This is a genomic window from Streptomyces sp. NPDC004647, from assembly GCF_040609575.1.
In the GTDB taxonomy this organism is placed as follows: Bacteria; Actinomycetota; Actinomycetes; order Streptomycetales; family Streptomycetaceae; genus Streptomyces.
In genome coordinates this window covers 26,066-41,327 of record NZ_JBEXKU010000069.1, presented here as the reverse complement: position 1 = coordinate 41,327, position 15,262 = coordinate 26,066, and the positions used below count along the sequence as shown (strand labels likewise).

Here is a 15,262-nt window from a genome sequence, read left to right as displayed (position 1 = left end):
GTTCTCCGCCGTCCGGTAGGCGGCTCTGAGCCTGACCCCGGCTTCCGCCAGACCGTCGGCTTGGTCCAGTGACCAGGCCGGGCCCGCCGCGCTCCTCGCCTCGCGGTGCTGGAGGGGATCTGCCGCGCGGCTCACGACCCGGCACCGCCGCCGAGCTTCCCCGGCGTGTCTGGCTCTAGTTGGGGGTTGTGGGGCTAACCGGCGTGTTTCCTACGGTTGTTCCTGCCGGTCTCGTGCGCCGGGGGGCCTGACCGGTCTTCCCGCCTGTTCCGGTCCGAGCCCCTCAGCGGGCCCCGGGGGTTCGCCCCGGGCCCGCCCCGCCTGGTCGCTGGCGTGCCGCTCGCTGCGCTCCCCGCAGTGAGCGGCGCCCTCAACCGGCCACACCACCAAAGGAAGAGACACGACATGCCCACCCTCCCCGAGAACACCCCGCGCAAGACCGCGCCGGGGCCCGGGCAGCCAGACGCTGTACCGGCGCTGCTCCCCACGTCCCGGTCCCTGCCGTCGTGCCCCGAATGCGGGGCCGGAACGGAGCCGTTGGGGACCGGGAACGGGGAGGTTTTCCGCTGCCTCGTGTGCGGCCGCAGGACGCTGGGCACCGGGGATGAGGAAGACGACCACAACCTCGATCCTTATGAGGAGGACGGCATCTGTTACCACGGCAACGGCGAGATCGATGTGGAGGCGACCGGGGAGTTGCAATCCCAGTACGGCCCGGACGACGACGAAGAGGACGAGGAGGGGGAGGGGGACGGCGGCGAGCCGGGGCCGTCCCCCGCCGGCCCCCCGGCCGGGACCGATGCCCTCCCGGCCGGGGCGGGCGGGCCGGTGATGCACGAGGACCGATTCCTGCCCCTGGACCGGTGACCGGCCCTCACCGCTCGCCTGCGCGGCCCGCACCGGTAGACCCGGTGCGGGCCGCCGACCCGTCCCCCCTCGAGCCGGTGGCTCCGCCCGTACGCCCAGCCCGCCGGGCCCGGCCCCGGCGCAGCCCCGCGCCCGACGGGGCTGCGCGGGCCCGGCCTGTGCGCGGCGCCCCGCACCACAGGGGCGGGCCGCCGTAGCGCGTAGCGGCCGTCCCCGGTCCCCGCGGGCGCCCGCTGCGCCCGGCGCTCGCTCCGTCGTCCTGGCCCCTGTCGTCCGACCTGGGGCCGATATCCGGGGTTGCGGTGCTTGCAGTCGTGCTTCCTACGGTTGTTCCTGCCGGGCTCGCCACGGGAGCCCCCTGCCGGTGGCGGGCCCGGAACCGCTTGTCACCACCGGTGTCACCACGTGTGTCACCACCGGTGTCACCACCCGGGCAGCGCGCCGGTGCCCCGGCGGCGGGGCGTCGCTTGTCGGTTCAGTCCGTTCGCCGTGCTCCACCCGTTCACCGGCCTGGCCCGGCCGCCCGGCCCCGCCGTCCGATCCACTCTGGATGTTCATCAAGGGAGACCGTTACCCATGACGACCGCGCCCCAGCAAAATCCTCAGCAAAGGTGCCAGCACAAGCCCGATCACAGCTTGTTCGAGTACGCGTACCTCGATCTCGTGGTGCGGGATGATGGCCGCCGCGGGCTGGTGTGGCACTGCGACCTGAGAGGTGTCCTGGGCTGGTTCGAGGACATCGGCCAGGCCGAGGTCCCGCTGTCCGAACTGTCCAGGTGCCCGGCCGAGTTCCTCGGCATGCCCGAAATGAGGCGCCCCTCGCAACCGCTGGAGCTCTGGCAGCAGATCCCGCACCGCTTCGACATGTGGCTGACGCATGCGATGAATACGGGGTGTCTGTTCTGCGGGCTGGACCAGAACAACCCCGTTCACACCGCTTGACCTCCATCCGGCCTGCGGTCGCGTCGGGGGAGCGCCGCACTCGACGCTCGAGGAGGACCCGCCCCAGCACCGGCCGCTGCCCCTCACGCTGACCCCCCGGCCCGCGCCTGCCAACGGCGCGGGCCGTACGCGTATCCCCAAGCGTGAACACCGCCCCGCCCGCCGCCCCGCCGCCTGGCCCGCCTTCCCCGCATCTCGGCCGGCTGCCGCCGTCCGGCCCCCGGCCCCCGGCCCCCGGCCCCTGGCCCCCGGCCCCTGGCCCCCGGCCCCTGGCCGCTGGCCACCCGTCGCCCCGCCGCCCCGGCCCGGCCCCCGGGCCCACAACCGGCGCCGTCGCCCGTCGCCCGTCGCCCGTCGCCCGTCGCCCGTCGCCCGCCGTCCGCCGTCCGCCGTCCGCCGTCCGCCGTCCGTCGTACGGACGTTGTCCGGCAGTCTGGCCCGCGACCCCGCCTGCCACAGCCTGCCCGGCCACGGCCTCCTGCTGTTCTGCGGGTTCAGCTGCCCGGGAGGTTCGGGGGTTGCGCCGCTAACCGGTGCGCTTCCTACGGTCTGTGTGCCGGATCCCAAGGGAGCCGGACGGCCAGCTGGTGCACCGCCCCGGTCGCTTCCGCTCTCCCGCTCTCCGGCTCTCCCGCTTTCCCCGCTCGCGTCTGCCGCCTGCCTGTTGGTGCGGCGTTGCAGCCGCGCCCCTGTGAAGGAGCCCGATCCTTATGACCAACCCCCCGGCCCCGACCAACCCCCCGGCCCCGATCACCAACTCTCCGGCCGCCGTGACCCCGGCTGAACTCCTGCACGCCGCCCAGGCCGCCGGGGAACCGCTGGTTTTCCTGCGTATCGACACCACCCCCACCGGCCGGACCCGCAGCGTGGAACTGTCCGCCACCGCGCCCGCCCCTGACCACCTGAACACACGTAGCAGCGTGTGGGCCCTCCCCTGCGCCCAGCTGCCCGACGAAGACATCAAACCCGTCGACGCCACCCGCGTCTGGGACCTGACACACAGCGGCGAGTACGCCGATGACAACCCGGAGAGCTGGGCCAGCGGGCAGGCCACCGCCCGCCACCTGTTCGCCAGCACCAACGCCGAGTTCACCGCGCTGCGCCAGATCGAGGCTGCCCTGATCCTCCACCACAGCCGTGAAGACGCCCGGACCCAGCCCGTCATGGCCTGCGCGCTGGGCGTGGTCCTCGACCACGACACCACCGAGCACTTCATCACCCTCTTCCGCGACCACTACGTCCACATGGCCCGCGATGACATCGAGCCCGGCCAGTTTGTCGACTACGGGCTCATCGCCCCCGCTACCGCCAGCCCCGAGGACATCGCCAGCGCCTTCATCACCTCCCTGGCCTGACCCCGGCCACTGACCGGACACCCGCTCTCCACCGGCCCGCGCCCTTCTCGGCGCGGGCCGCTGTGCGTCCCCCCCACCGCCCCGGCGCCCGGCCGCGCCCCCTACAGCGCGCCCGCCCCGGGCATGCCTGCCCCTGCCGCCCGCCGCGCCCAACCCGGCCCGTCCCGGCGCAGCGCCCGGCCGGCCCCGGCCCTGCGCCCAACCCGGCCCGGCGGCCCGGCGGGAGCGTCGGCGTACCCCGTACGGGGCTCGCGCCGCTCTCGCCCTGGTGCCCAACTCGCCTCCCGCGCAGCTGTATTGGGGGTTGCGGAGGTTTGCGCGCCTCTCCCTACGGTCTTTCTTGCCCGAGCTGCCGGGAGGCCCCGCCTTCACCGGCCTCGGTGACCGGGGCCCCTGGCCGTCGACCACGGGCCCCTCCTCCCTTTTTTGTTCTCCTACTCCCCGAGAGGGCTGCGCCATGCCTGTCACCCTTGCCCCTGCACCCGCTGCCGCCGCGCCGATTCAGCCCTTCACCGTCACGGTGCTGGTCAACGTCGCCATGGACAACGGCCGCTTCGCGAACTTCGACGGCTACCAGGAGGGCCGACCGGTCGCGGAGGTCTCCACCACAGCCGGTCAGGTCCTGCGCATGAGGTTCACGGCCGTGGACGAGCAGGCCGCCGCTGAAGCCGCCTTCAGTGTCGGCAACCGGCAGAGCAGGGATGACCTCGGTCAGACCTGGCCGCACGATGTGCGCTCGGTCTCGGTCGGCGACGTCCTGCGCGTCGAGGACGACCACGGAAGGGCGATCCACCTGGCCGTGCTGGGCGTCGGCTTCGACAAGGTCGACCCGCCCCGCAACACCGTCCCTCTGCAGGGCTCCCCGGCCACCTCCCGGGGAGCAGCACCACGCAGCTGACCCAACACCCCCGGGCCTCAGCCCCGGCCCCCGGCCACCCGCCGGCGGCCGGGGCACCCGCCCCGGCCCGAGCTGCACCCGGCGGGACCGCCCACCCCACGCGCCCGCACGCGCACCCCCCCTTTTTTCAGGAGAACCCTGTGCAGATGTTCGCCGTCCACGTCGCACTCACCGCCACCGAGCACCTCACCACTCTCCTCGACCCGGCACCCCTGACGTCCTGGTCGTGGAGCGTGCCCCGGCACGACGAATACCGACGCTCCCAGCTCGAGCAGCTCCAAGGCGGCGACATGCTGATCCTGGCGAACTGCCTTCACCAGGACTGGGAATCCAGCGACCTGTGGCGCATGGTCCACTTCCCCGCCGTCCGGGTCGCCCGCGTAGCGCAGCTGTTCGACACCGGTGACACCCGCACCGCACTCCTCACCCAGCGGGCTGACCACCGGTGGGTGTCCGGCCACCGCATGCCCGGGGTCAACGAGGCACTCATGAAGTCCCACCGTCGCCGGGGCCTGCCGCTACGGGTCCCGCTCGCCCTGGACCTCTCGCTGCTGCTCCGCCCGGCACCCCCGGCCGAACCCCTGGCGGCCCCGCCGGTGACGGCCACGCCCGCCCCGCCCCGCGCTCCTGCTCCGGTGACCCCTGCCGCCGACGGCCGGGCTGTGGCCTGAGCGGAAAAGAAGCCGGTCGAAGCCCTGGCCCGGCCCTGCTCCATGACCGACCTGCCTGCCTGCCCCTGCGGCGCGCCCCCATCGCAACGGCCCGCGCCTCTCGGCGCGGGCCGTACGCGTCCCCGGCTGACCGCAGCCAACAGCACTGCCCCGCCCACACTTTCGGTATCCCGGGGGTTGCGGCGCTAACCACCGCGCTCCCTACGTTCTTTCCCGCCGGGACCGAACAGTTCCGGTATCTCCGCCGCTCTCACCTGCGGCTCTCCCCGGCTGCCGCCCCTACCGCCCTGCCCGCACGGCCGGGCGCTGACCGGCGCAGCCCACACCCACCCCAGAAAGGGGCACCACCATGTCCATAACCAACCCCAACCCCAGCGGCCGGACTCCGGCCACCACCGGCAGCGCCCACGCCCGCGCCGCATTCGACCGGGGCGTACACCCCGCCACCGGGCTGGACCTGCTGCCCGCCGAAGGCGACAACCCGCCGACGTGCGGCAGTTGCCTCCTCACCCGGACCAAGTCCCTCACCCGCACCGGTGACGATGGCACCACCACCGTCACCGAATACCTCAAGTGCTCCCGCGCGGCCACCAGCCGCAATAAGCGCCGAGGCATCGACCTGCGTCGCCAGTTCCCCGCCTGTGTCCTCTACAACCCCGGCGGAGACCCCGCACCGGCACAGGACTGAGCATGACCCCGCTCCCCGCCCGCCAGCGGGCGGGGAGCGGGCCCCGGCCCGGCCCCGCGCCGCCCCCTCCCGCCGCCGCCCAGCCGTCACCGTCCCGTCCCGCGCCGTCACCGTCCCGGGACGTACGCCTGCCCCGGCTGACCACCCCCGGCACCGGCCCGCCCGCCGCCGCAACGGGGGCCGCCGCGCTAACCACCGCTCCTCACGTTTCTTGTCGCCGGGCCGGAGGCCGCGCGCGCCGCCCCTCCCGCCCCTTTCTTTCCGGCCCGCTGCTTCCCGGCCGGTAGACACCCGCCCCCCAGCCAGCCCTGCTGATCGGAGAATCCCCTTGCCGACCCCGCCCCGCTTCCTCGTGATCACCAACGAGACCGGCCCGACGCCCATCGCCCGCAGCATCGAAGGCTACGACCGTGACCGCGCCTGGCTCCTCGAATCCCGCGGCCGCACTGTGCACCTGCTCACCTGGCCGCAGATGACGGCCATCCGCACCATGGCGCACACGCCGCCGCTCACCTTCGACCAGGCCCGCCAGCTCGCCCGCGGGGTGCAGCTCCCCGCCATACCGCCGCACACCTGCGTGCACTGCGACGCCGACCTGAGCCAGGGCGAGAGCGCATACGGCGACTGCGTGGCCTGTGGCTGGTTCGTCTGCGAGGCATGCGACGCCGGCCATCTCCCGGAGTCAGGGCAGTCCGTCTGCCCCTCATGCACCCGCCACCCCGACGCCGCTCACGCCCTCTGACCCGCCGCACCCACGCCCCTTGCCTGCGGCCCGCACCCACCGGTGCGGGCCGCTTCGCACACCCACACCTCCAAGCCTCCAGGCGCGCCCCGCCCCTGTGGCAGATGGGGCTTGCGGGCCTAACCCGCCCCAGCCCTACCGTCCTCACCAACCGGCCACCGCCGGGCCCCGCGCCCTCACGTGCCGTTCGGCCGCCGCCACCTCGCGGCAAGGCCCTTCCCCTTTTTCACCTCTTCGCATCCCGACTGGGAGACAGCTATGCCCGCCAACGAGCCCTACATCCTGCTGGATTCGTTCAAGACCACCCCCGAACCGAACGCGTCTGCGTTCAAGACCACCCGCGAACCGAACGCGTATGTGTCCGCCCGGTTCCGGCTCTCCGTCTGCCCCGCGCTCGCCGCGACGGTCAACGCCATCACTGTCCTTTACCCGCTGCACGCCGCCCGCGCGCAGTGGCCGCCGACCGGCCCCGCCGAACTCACCGCGATGAACGGTGAAAAGGTCACTGTCCTGCTCCGCAGCACCGGCAACTCCTTCCGCGCACCCCAGCTGCTGCTGTGGGAGGGCCGCCTGCGCATCGATGAAACCCGCCGCATCCTGCTCCCCAAGGGCAGCAAAACCCACGGCACCGAGCTGACCGACGCCGACACACTCGATGCCGTACCGGGTTGGGGCGAGGCACCCCGTCAGCTCCTGACCACACGCGTTGAGAAGGTGCGCGCCCTGATCCCCGGCGAGCCCGCCCCGCTGACATCCGAGCTCCTCCAGGCAACCCCGCAGGTTGAGCAGGGCGGCGACGGCCCGTGCACCACCGTGCTGCTGACGACCACCGCCCTGCCCGGCCGCGACCCCGTCCACGGCTGCCTCTGGCTCATCCAGGGATACCTGCCCCGCCGCGTCGAAACCGTCCTGCACGGCGTCCTGCTCGTCCCGCCCTCCCACCTCACCAGCGACCACGGCACCATCGCCGCCACCTCCCTGCCCCGCTCCACCGCCGTCCTGCCCGCCGCCACCGCCCTGCCGTTCGCCCAGGCCCTGAACTTCGCCGAACCCGGACCCCACGCCTACCTCTCCGCCCTCGACGCCCTCACCCCACCCCGCACATAACCCCGGGCCGGGCCCCGCCCGCCCGCCCACCTCTGCGGCCCGCACCGTCCCCTCGGTGCGGGCCGCTCCGCGTCTGCCCACCCCGCGCCTGAAACCCACCACCACACTGCCCGCCACCCCCGGGACGCACCCCAGGGAACGGCGCAGCAAGGCGCAGCCCGCCGCTGACGGCCCCTCGAGGCCCACACCGTTCCCACCACGGCGTCCGCACCCGTACCCGGGCGACCACCCGCCGAGCCGTATACGGGGCCGGGGCAATCAGGGGTTGCGGCGCTAACCACCGCACTCCCTACGTTTCTTACCGCCGGGCCGGAGCCCGCGGACACCCCCTCCCGCCCATCCGGCCCGGCACCCCAGGGGCCGACCGCACCGACGCGGCACCCGCTCCGGGCCGCCTCTCCCGCCCGCCGCGCTGCTCCCCACACCCCCGCGCCGCCCCCCGGGCGCGCGCCGGCCACGCCCCGCCCTGCCCAACGCAAGCCACGAACAGAAAGGGCCACACCCACATGACCACCCACCCGCCGTTCTCCGCCGAGACCGCCCGCAGCCTCAACCACAACGCGACCTACCTGCCCCCCGACCCCGCCGACCCCGACACCATCCCGGTCACCAACCTCGCCGGAATCCGCATCGGCGCCCACGTCACCGACGAGGGCACCCTCCTGCTGGGAGTCCACTACGACGAGGCCGACACCCGGCTGCTCACCCACCCCGACCGCTGCGTCCCCACCGAAGTCCGTCTCAACGGCCAGCCCGTCTACACCTCCAACCCCCACCTCCGGCAACTGGAGCCGACCACCATCACCTACACCCCCACCACCACCGGCCGCCCCACCTCCCGCCCGCTGCGCGCCTTCCGCACCGGACCACGCCACGTCACCGCCATCGTCACCGAGCAGGGACCCGGCACCTCCGTGACCAACGCCCCCCAAGAGCTCCGCAACGCACTGCAAGCCCTGTGGCCGGACAGCACCATCCGCCAGATCGAGCACTACCCCGCGACCCGCCTGGAACCCGCTCACTACGACGAAGCCCTGACCGGCCTGCCCAGCCCGTCCGGCCCCTCCGGCAACTGGGGCTGGCGACGCCTGAACCCGGCCGCCCTGGCAACCGAGTTCGGCACCCACCTCCCACGCTGACCCTTCAACCACCCACCGACGACCGGGCCCGCGTCCCCTCCCCCCAGGGGGGCGCGGGCCCGCCCCTCATCCGGCTCAAGACAGGACCCCGCATGCCCGACACCCACCTGCCCGCCCGCTACGCCCGCGCCGCCGCCCTCATCCGTGACGCGCTCGCGCTCCTCGATGAAGACCCGGACTTCGGCCAGGCCCGCGACGAAGAGGAACAGTGGCCCGCCACCGCCGAGCACGCCGCCGTTGCCGCCCTGCGCGCCTTCCGCGACGCCCTCACCCACGCCCCGCCTGCTCACGGCCCGCCCGCCGAGCCGAGCCAGCCGCCCCCACGCGAGGACACCCAGCCCGGCCCCCGCGCAACGGCCGCCACCCTGACCAGCAAGGCCCGCGAAGCCGCCGCCCTGGTAGGCGCCTGGGAACAGGAACGGACACAGCTCCTGGCCGCCAGGGACTTGGCCCCCCACCAGCGCCCCGAGAACCCCTCCGACCTGGACAACGCGATCCGCCCGTACGAGAAGGACGCCTTCGCACTCCTGACCGAACTGGCCCACCTCCCCCCTGACCGCTGACCGCCGCCCGGCCCGAGCGTCAGCGTCCGCGCCGGCCGGTATTCAAGGGCGCAGGACAAACCCCGAACAGCGGCCCCCGGCCCGTCCCCGGCCCCGCCCGCAAAGTCAGGGTTGCGGCTCAACCCGACCACCCAACTAGCGTCCCCTCCTGTCGAAAGCGCCGCCGCACACACCGGCCCCGGCCCCCTCAGGCCACATCCCTGTGCCGCCCACCGCGCCCCCCGCTTTCCCGTGCCGGGACACCCGGCCCAACCGGAGGTACTCCCATGCCCTTTTCACCCTCCCGCGACGAAACCACCCCCACCGCCCGGCGCGCCCGACACCTCGCCCTCGCCGTCCGCCGCCTCGCCCCCCACGACGCCGAAACCGACATCCACCTCCACCAAGCCCACCACGCCGCACCCGGCGCGGCCTACCTCTCCGTCACCGTCACCCACCCGCCCACCGGCACCCGGGCGCACCTGACCGCCTTCGTGACCAAGAGCCCCGACAACCGCCCCCACCCCACCGCGGCCAGCCTCACCCTCCACGACCTGACCCCAGCCCACGCCGCCCACATCATCCACACCCTCCCCCCGCTGCACCCCGCAAGCCTCCACCCGGCGCCCAACCCGCCCACGGGAACACCCTGGACGGAGCTCCTGCGCCTGGCTCCCGGCCCCTGGCACGCCGAGCCCGACCGCTTTGAGAACAACAGCCTCGACGCAGAAGCCGCCACCGCCCAGGGCACCTACCTCTCCGCCTACCGCGAGAACGCCACCCGCCTGCGACTCAACCTCTGCCCCTATGCCCGGTACCACCCCGACCACGCCGAAGACCTCGCCCACGATCACGACCAACTCCGCACGCTGCTCCGCGCCTACACCGCCTACACCGCCTACACCGCCTACACCGCCTACACCGCCTACACCGCCTACACCGCCTACACCGCCTACACCGCTCACACCACCACCACCCCCACCGGCACCCCAGCCGTCTGAACCGCCCCCAGGGCAGCCCCGGCCTCGGGCATACCGCCCCAGGCCGGGGCCCCTCTCCCTGCCACGCCCCACCGCCCCCCACCCGCCGCAGTCCGCTGCGGAAATCGCGGGCGCCACCAGGCCGCAACGAAGAGAAGAGACAACAGCCATGAGCACCACCCCGAAGGACCGCCTGGACGGACTACGCGCCGTGTACGCCGTCTCCTTCTACGAGGCCGCCGAAGACGGCAACGGACCCAAGCCGGGCGGCAGGTCATGGTCGAAGACCGTCGACGCCCACCCGGCCATGTCCCCGGACGTCATCGCCCATCAGGTCTGGCTCCACCTCAACCGGGAGCACCCCGACATCCCCGACCTCGACATGACCAGCCCCACGGTGCAACGACTCGGCTACTGCGACGCCGAGACCAGCCAGCCGGTACACGGCGTGCGGTGCACCCACTGCGGCAGTGAGCAGGTCTCATTCACCGTGCGGCAGTGGGCAAACTGCCACGCCTGCCGCAAAGGCCAAACACAGGACGACGCCACGCTCTGCCAGGAGGCATGCGAGGACTGCCAGGCCAAGGCGTTGTAAACCACCCGCCGCCACACCCAGCCCCACCGCACGGCCCGCGCTCCCTTAGGAGGCGGGCCGTTGCCACAACCCTGCGCCCGGCCGGTGCTGGGGGTTGCCCCGCTAACCCCGCCCACCTGCACCGTGGCTCATGCCGGGCCGGACCAGCGGCCTCCCCCTCCCCCCCACCCTGGCCGGTGCCACCTGAGAGGGCGGCACCGGCCCCCGGGCCCCGCGCGCCCGCTCCTGGAAACCCCTTGTGCCGCAGCAGGTCCAGCACTCGCGCCTTCTGCGCGCCACCTCATGGATGGAGAAAACGATGGGCTTCACCTACGACGTTGACGGCAAGTGGACGATCAGTCCGGCGATTCCTCTCGCTGTGCTGCGCGAGCGGCTCGATGCGAACCTGCCGTTCCATGTCGCTCCGCTGGATGCCGACGAGTCGCAGCTCGCGGAACTAGTTGACCGCGAGGGATGGCTGCTCGTTCCTGCTGCCGATGCCACGGTCGATGCCCAGGAAAATCCCACCGTCATCGACACCCTCCTGGTGAGCGTCGACACCAAGGCACTGACCATCGACACCCGCCTGGACCACTTCGCGAAGGCCTGCGCCGGTTACGAGCTGGACGGCGAACTGGACTACCAGGGCGCGGACGGAGGAGAGGGCCTCATCAAGCCCTGCCGGGGCGCCCGCGTCGCATACGAGTGGACCAAGACCGGCCCCGCAGACCTCGAACGGGGCCACCCCGTGACCACCGCACGACTCGACCACCTCACCACCGCCGGGACCGGCCGCGTCTTTCCGCTTCCCCACCCGAAGAGGGCGACCATCCTCCCCGCGTGCCGCGACGAGACCACGCCGGACCTGACTATCCGCAGCTTCCTTGATCTTTCCACCGCCCACCTCCGCAAGGAGAGCCGCGCCGACCTCAACAGCTACGAGGGCGTGGTGGCCTACAAGACGACGTACGGATGGCTGGTGTACGCCTCCGAGGACGCCGACCTCGCCGAAGGGGACGACTGGCCCTCGGAGCTGCTTCCGCTCGTCAAGCTGGCACGAGCCAACGGCTGCGAGTACATCCTGTTCGACGCTGACGCGCCGGAAACAGACGCGCTTCCCACCTTCGACGAGAAGTAGACGAGACGCGACGAGGGGCGGCCGTCACCGAACGCACCGTGGCGCATGCCGGGCCGCCCCCCGTCGGCCTCCCCCTCCCGCCACCTCCGGCCCGGCACCCCGCCCCGGCCCTCGCATCGGACCTTCGCCAGCCCGAGCGGCACGGGCCCCCACACCGGCCCCCCGGGCCCACACCGACCCACCTCAACTGAAAGGCCACATCGTGGACTTCATCGCGTTCGACGAGAGCGACCTGACCACGCCGGACCGTGCCGAACGGGCACGCAAGGCGTGGGAGCTGTACCGCAGCGAGCATGGCGGAGGGGTGCAGGACCTGATCTCGGATCTGTTGCACCTCGCCGACGTGGACGAGCACCCCGGCGGGGCCTCGTACGCCGGACGCCGTGGCGTGGCCAGCTATGTGGCCGAGGTGCCGACGTGGCCCACCGGACAGCCCGAGTGCACCGGCGCTTACTTGGCGCAGACGCGCCCGGCGGGCAGGGGATGGATCAATGTCGCAGGCGGGGACGACCCGCGCGCCGTGGCGGAGGAACTCTGGCACGCCATGCAGGTGGTCGGCTTCCGGATCTGCGACCTGGCCGGGCACGTCGATGATCTGGCCGAGGGGCACGTCCTCACCTCGGAGGACGGTCATGACTTCCGCGTGATCAAGCGCGCCGGGGCCGACTCCACGAACTGACGGCCGCCACCGCGGGGCGGGCGGGACGGGAATCCCCGTCCGCCCCGCGGGTCCGGTCGCACCGACGAACGCGGAAATCCCCGGTCGATACCGGGCCCCAGGCCCGCACCGAAGAACCTCAACCGAGAGGCCACATCGTGGACTTCACCATGGACAACGCGCCGTACCGCGTGGATCTCATCAAGCGTCTCGCGACCTACTACGTCCTCGCCGACGACCGGGAAGCGTTCACCAGCTGGGCCGACCACAAGAGCGAGGACCGGCAGTACGGGCGGGAGGTCCTGCACGTCGAGCGGGTCACCGACCACCCGGAGGAGCGGCAAGCCCAGCGGAACAAGCTTGAGGGCGTCTGCCGGGACGACCACGAGATGGCCGCCGCCTACCTCGCCGGGGAGTACGCCGCCGGTCGCCAGCGGCGGCACCTGCCCGCTGTACGCATCGGACGCCGGACGGAGGGGCGCAAACAGGCAGGCCGCCCGACGCGACGCAAACCCCCTGCACCCAGCCGGTGCTGGGGGTTGCTTCGCTAACCCCGCCCACCTGCACCGTGGCTCATGCCGGGCCGGACCAGCGGCCCCGGGCGGGCGGGACGGGAACCCCGCCCGACTGGCTCCGACACCGACCCACCTCAACCCCAGGAGAAGAACCTGATGAAGACCCCCCTGCCGCCGTGCGGCACCGGGTGCGGCGCCCAGCTCGAACTGTTCACCCCGCCGGCCGCGCCGGCCGCGCCCGCCGCGGCCGTCGAGTTCGACTGGGAGGCCTACGACTTCGTAGTCGTAGGCGACAGTGGCGGGAAGGACTCCGGCGCTCTCCTGCACACCGTGTGCGAACAGGCCGACAAGGCGGGCGCGCTGCACAAGGTCCGCGTGCTCCACTGTGACTTGGGCCGTACGCCGAAGGGGCATTTGATCGAGTGGCCGGGCGCACTCGACGTCGCCCGCGCCCACGCTGCCCAGTACGACGTCCCATTCGCCGTCCGCCGCAGCAAGCGGTGGGCCTCCCTGTGGGACCGGATCCAGGCCCACGGCAACTGGCCGGGCCACTTCGCCAGGTTCTGCACCTCGGATACGAAGACCGCCGTCGGGCGCGACTACGTCGACGAGGTCGGCGCCGAGATGCTGCTCGGCCGCCCACCCCGGGCCGGGTACGCGATGGGCATGCGCGCCGAGGAATCCGCCGCCCGCGCGAAGCAGCCGATGATCGAGCAGCACCGCATGAGCGGCAAGGGCACGCTGCGCGTAGTGACGACCTGGCTGCCGATCCACCAGCTCACCACCGCGCAGGTGTGGCAGATCCACCGTGACCACGGCATCCCGCACCACTGGGCCTACGACCGGAACATGCGGCGCCTGAGCTGCCGGGCCTGCCCCCTCGCGAAGACCGCCGACCTGGTCCAGTCCGCGCAGATCAACCCCGGAATCTTCGACGAGTACGCCGAGGCGGAGGCCGACATGGGCAAGCCGTTCAAGAAGAGCGTCACCCTGAAGGAGATCATCGAACGCGCCCGGAGCTGACCGGCCCGGCTGAGGACATCAAGCGGCCCGGCGGGCCGCGCGTGACTGGTCGCCGCACTGCCGCCGTCGCGGATGCACCAGCGGAGCAGACCCGCACCGCCCGGCCGTGGCCGACCCCCCTTCTGACCCCCACCCCACCCCCACCGCAACGGCCCGCGCTCCCTCGGGAGGCGGGCCGTCACCACAACCCTGCGCCCGGCCGGTGCTGGGGGTTGCTCCGCTAGCCCCGCCCGCCTGCACCGTGGCGCATGCCGGGCCGGACCAGCGGCCTCCCCCTCCCGCCACCTCCGGCCCGGCACCCCGCTGCCCCGGCCCTCCCCCGACCTTCGCCAGCCCGAGCGGCACGGGCCCCACACCGGGCCCCCGGGCCCACACCGATCAACCTCAACGAAAAGGCGCCCACCGTGGACTTCACCAACATCACCCGCCTCCCGATCGTCGATCTCGAAGCGATCGAGGCTGTGCACGCCGAGCTGCGGCCGATCTTCGACCCGGTACTCCGCACCTTCTCCGTCCAGCTCTGGAAGGACAGCGAGCCCTCCGGCAACCACGGCCTGACCGACAACTTCCGGTACGCCGACGAGCCGCTGGAGGCGATCGACGCCTTCCTCGCCGAGAGCGGCGTCCGCGCCCTCACCCGCGCCGAGGCGGTACTGCTCTACGCCGGTCTCGTCCACGCCAAGGGCGGCCCGGACTGGGCGATCTTCCAGATGCAGGTCGCCGCCGCAGAGCAGGTCTGACCGGACATCACCCCGCGGACGGGCGGGGGCGGGAATCCCCGCCCGCCCGCGGGCCCGGCCACCGAACCACCCTCAACAAGGAGCACGTCCATGAGCACCACGACCACCCTGCCGTACCGCATCGGAGAGCCGGACATCGAGTGCCGCTACCCCGTGATCATCGGCGCCGACCAGGTCATCGGGAACGCCTTCCGCTGGCACCGTGACTGGCTGGTCGACACCAGCGAGGGGGAGCACAACCTCCGCCGCCCGCCCACGGGCACCAAGGGCATCGACATGGCCGCCGCCTACCTCGCCAAGGAGTACGCCGCCGGTCGCATCAAGGCGGTCCCGCTGGACCAGGTGCTCGCCGAGGCCCCCCAGAAGCTCTATGGCCCGGTGCCCCTGCTGCACCCGCGGATGCCCACGACCCCGCGCAACATCGAGGGCGCGCACACGGCGTTCGCCGGGTTGAGGGAGCACCGCTGGAGGGCGGTGGTCGGCGGCTTCCCCGGCAGCGACAACCCTTGGTACCTCCTCTGCGAGCTGTGTAAATGGTCCGGCGTCCGCTCCTGGAGCAAGCACCGCGGCCGCAACGGCAACCCACCCTCCATCTACCGCCACGACGGCGGATGCATCGGCGAGGAGAAGGTCCGCGCGCTGATCCCCGCCTACCAGCAGTAGCCCGCCGCCCCAGTACGACC

Annotated in this window: 18 protein-coding genes; all 18 read left to right on the top strand. The window is 72.9% G+C overall.

The window, feature by feature from the left end; translation table 11 throughout:
* Positions 1 to 405: 405 nt before the first annotated feature.
* Positions 406 to 867, top strand: a complete 462-nt coding sequence (locus ABZW18_RS26235) for a hypothetical protein (RefSeq protein ID WP_356191743.1) — start codon at positions 406 to 408, stop codon at positions 865 to 867.
* Positions 868 to 1,503: 636 nt separating this feature from the next.
* Positions 1,504 to 1,809 (top strand): hypothetical protein, encoded by a 306-nt coding sequence (locus tag ABZW18_RS26230; protein WP_356191741.1) that lies wholly within the window; start codon positions 1,504 to 1,506, stop codon positions 1,807 to 1,809.
* 710 nt (positions 1,810 to 2,519) lie between these two features.
* Positions 2,520 to 3,164: a hypothetical protein gene (locus tag ABZW18_RS26225; protein WP_356191739.1), complete on the top strand. Its 645-nt coding sequence runs from the start codon at positions 2,520 to 2,522 to the stop codon at positions 3,162 to 3,164.
* Positions 3,165 to 3,621: 457 nt separating this feature from the next.
* Positions 3,622 to 4,062 carry a hypothetical protein gene (locus tag ABZW18_RS26220; protein WP_356191736.1) on the top strand — a complete coding sequence of 147 codons (441 nt, stop codon included), beginning with the start codon at positions 3,622 to 3,624 and terminating at the stop codon, positions 4,060 to 4,062.
* Between the two features lie 140 nt (positions 4,063 to 4,202).
* Positions 4,203 to 4,733 carry a hypothetical protein gene (locus tag ABZW18_RS26215; RefSeq protein ID WP_356191734.1) on the top strand — a complete coding sequence of 177 codons (531 nt, stop codon included), beginning with the start codon at positions 4,203 to 4,205 and terminating at the stop codon, positions 4,731 to 4,733.
* A 349-nt stretch (positions 4,734 to 5,082) separates the two neighbouring features.
* Positions 5,083 to 5,421, top strand: a complete 339-nt coding sequence (locus tag ABZW18_RS26210; RefSeq protein WP_356191731.1) for a hypothetical protein — start codon at positions 5,083 to 5,085, stop codon at positions 5,419 to 5,421.
* A gap of 328 nt (positions 5,422 to 5,749) precedes the next feature.
* Entirely contained in the window at positions 5,750 to 6,163 is a 414-nt protein-coding gene (locus tag ABZW18_RS26205) for a hypothetical protein (RefSeq protein ID WP_356191729.1), read from the top strand.
* Between the two features lie 258 nt (positions 6,164 to 6,421).
* Positions 6,422 to 7,270 (top strand): hypothetical protein, encoded by an 849-nt coding sequence (locus ABZW18_RS26200; RefSeq protein ID WP_356191727.1) that lies wholly within the window; start codon positions 6,422 to 6,424, stop codon positions 7,268 to 7,270.
* Positions 7,271 to 7,776: 506 nt separating this feature from the next.
* Positions 7,777 to 8,409, top strand: a complete 633-nt coding sequence (locus tag ABZW18_RS26195) for a hypothetical protein (RefSeq protein WP_356191725.1) — start codon at positions 7,777 to 7,779, stop codon at positions 8,407 to 8,409.
* A 92-nt stretch (positions 8,410 to 8,501) separates the two neighbouring features.
* On the top strand, positions 8,502 to 8,972 hold the full coding sequence (locus tag ABZW18_RS26190) for a hypothetical protein (protein ID WP_356191722.1): 471 nt from the start codon (positions 8,502 to 8,504) through the stop codon (positions 8,970 to 8,972).
* 266 nt (positions 8,973 to 9,238) lie between these two features.
* The gene (locus tag ABZW18_RS26185) at positions 9,239 to 9,952 is read left to right on the top strand and encodes a hypothetical protein (RefSeq protein WP_356191720.1); all 714 of its coding nucleotides are present in this window, start codon (positions 9,239 to 9,241) and stop codon (positions 9,950 to 9,952) included.
* A gap of 148 nt (positions 9,953 to 10,100) precedes the next feature.
* Positions 10,101 to 10,526 (top strand): hypothetical protein, encoded by a 426-nt coding sequence (locus tag ABZW18_RS26180; protein ID WP_356191718.1) that lies wholly within the window; start codon positions 10,101 to 10,103, stop codon positions 10,524 to 10,526.
* 298 nt (positions 10,527 to 10,824) lie between these two features.
* A complete protein-coding gene (locus tag ABZW18_RS26175; RefSeq protein WP_356191716.1) occupies positions 10,825 to 11,643 on the top strand; it encodes a hypothetical protein in 819 nt (272 codons plus the stop codon).
* A gap of 202 nt (positions 11,644 to 11,845) precedes the next feature.
* Complete coding sequence (locus tag ABZW18_RS26170; RefSeq protein WP_356191715.1) at positions 11,846 to 12,322, top strand: hypothetical protein; 477 nt, start codon at positions 11,846 to 11,848, stop codon at positions 12,320 to 12,322.
* A gap of 137 nt (positions 12,323 to 12,459) precedes the next feature.
* Positions 12,460 to 12,852: a hypothetical protein gene (locus ABZW18_RS26165; RefSeq protein WP_356191712.1), complete on the top strand. Its 393-nt coding sequence runs from the start codon at positions 12,460 to 12,462 to the stop codon at positions 12,850 to 12,852.
* Between the two features lie 120 nt (positions 12,853 to 12,972).
* The gene (locus ABZW18_RS26160; RefSeq protein WP_356191709.1) at positions 12,973 to 13,839 is read left to right on the top strand and encodes a phosphoadenosine phosphosulfate reductase family protein; all 867 of its coding nucleotides are present in this window, start codon (positions 12,973 to 12,975) and stop codon (positions 13,837 to 13,839) included.
* 404 nt (positions 13,840 to 14,243) lie between these two features.
* The gene (locus ABZW18_RS26155) at positions 14,244 to 14,579 is read left to right on the top strand and encodes a hypothetical protein (RefSeq protein ID WP_356191707.1); all 336 of its coding nucleotides are present in this window, start codon (positions 14,244 to 14,246) and stop codon (positions 14,577 to 14,579) included.
* A gap of 90 nt (positions 14,580 to 14,669) precedes the next feature.
* Positions 14,670 to 15,242, top strand: a complete 573-nt coding sequence (locus ABZW18_RS26150; RefSeq protein ID WP_356191705.1) for a hypothetical protein — start codon at positions 14,670 to 14,672, stop codon at positions 15,240 to 15,242.
* The last annotated feature ends 20 nt before the right edge of the window (positions 15,243 to 15,262 follow it).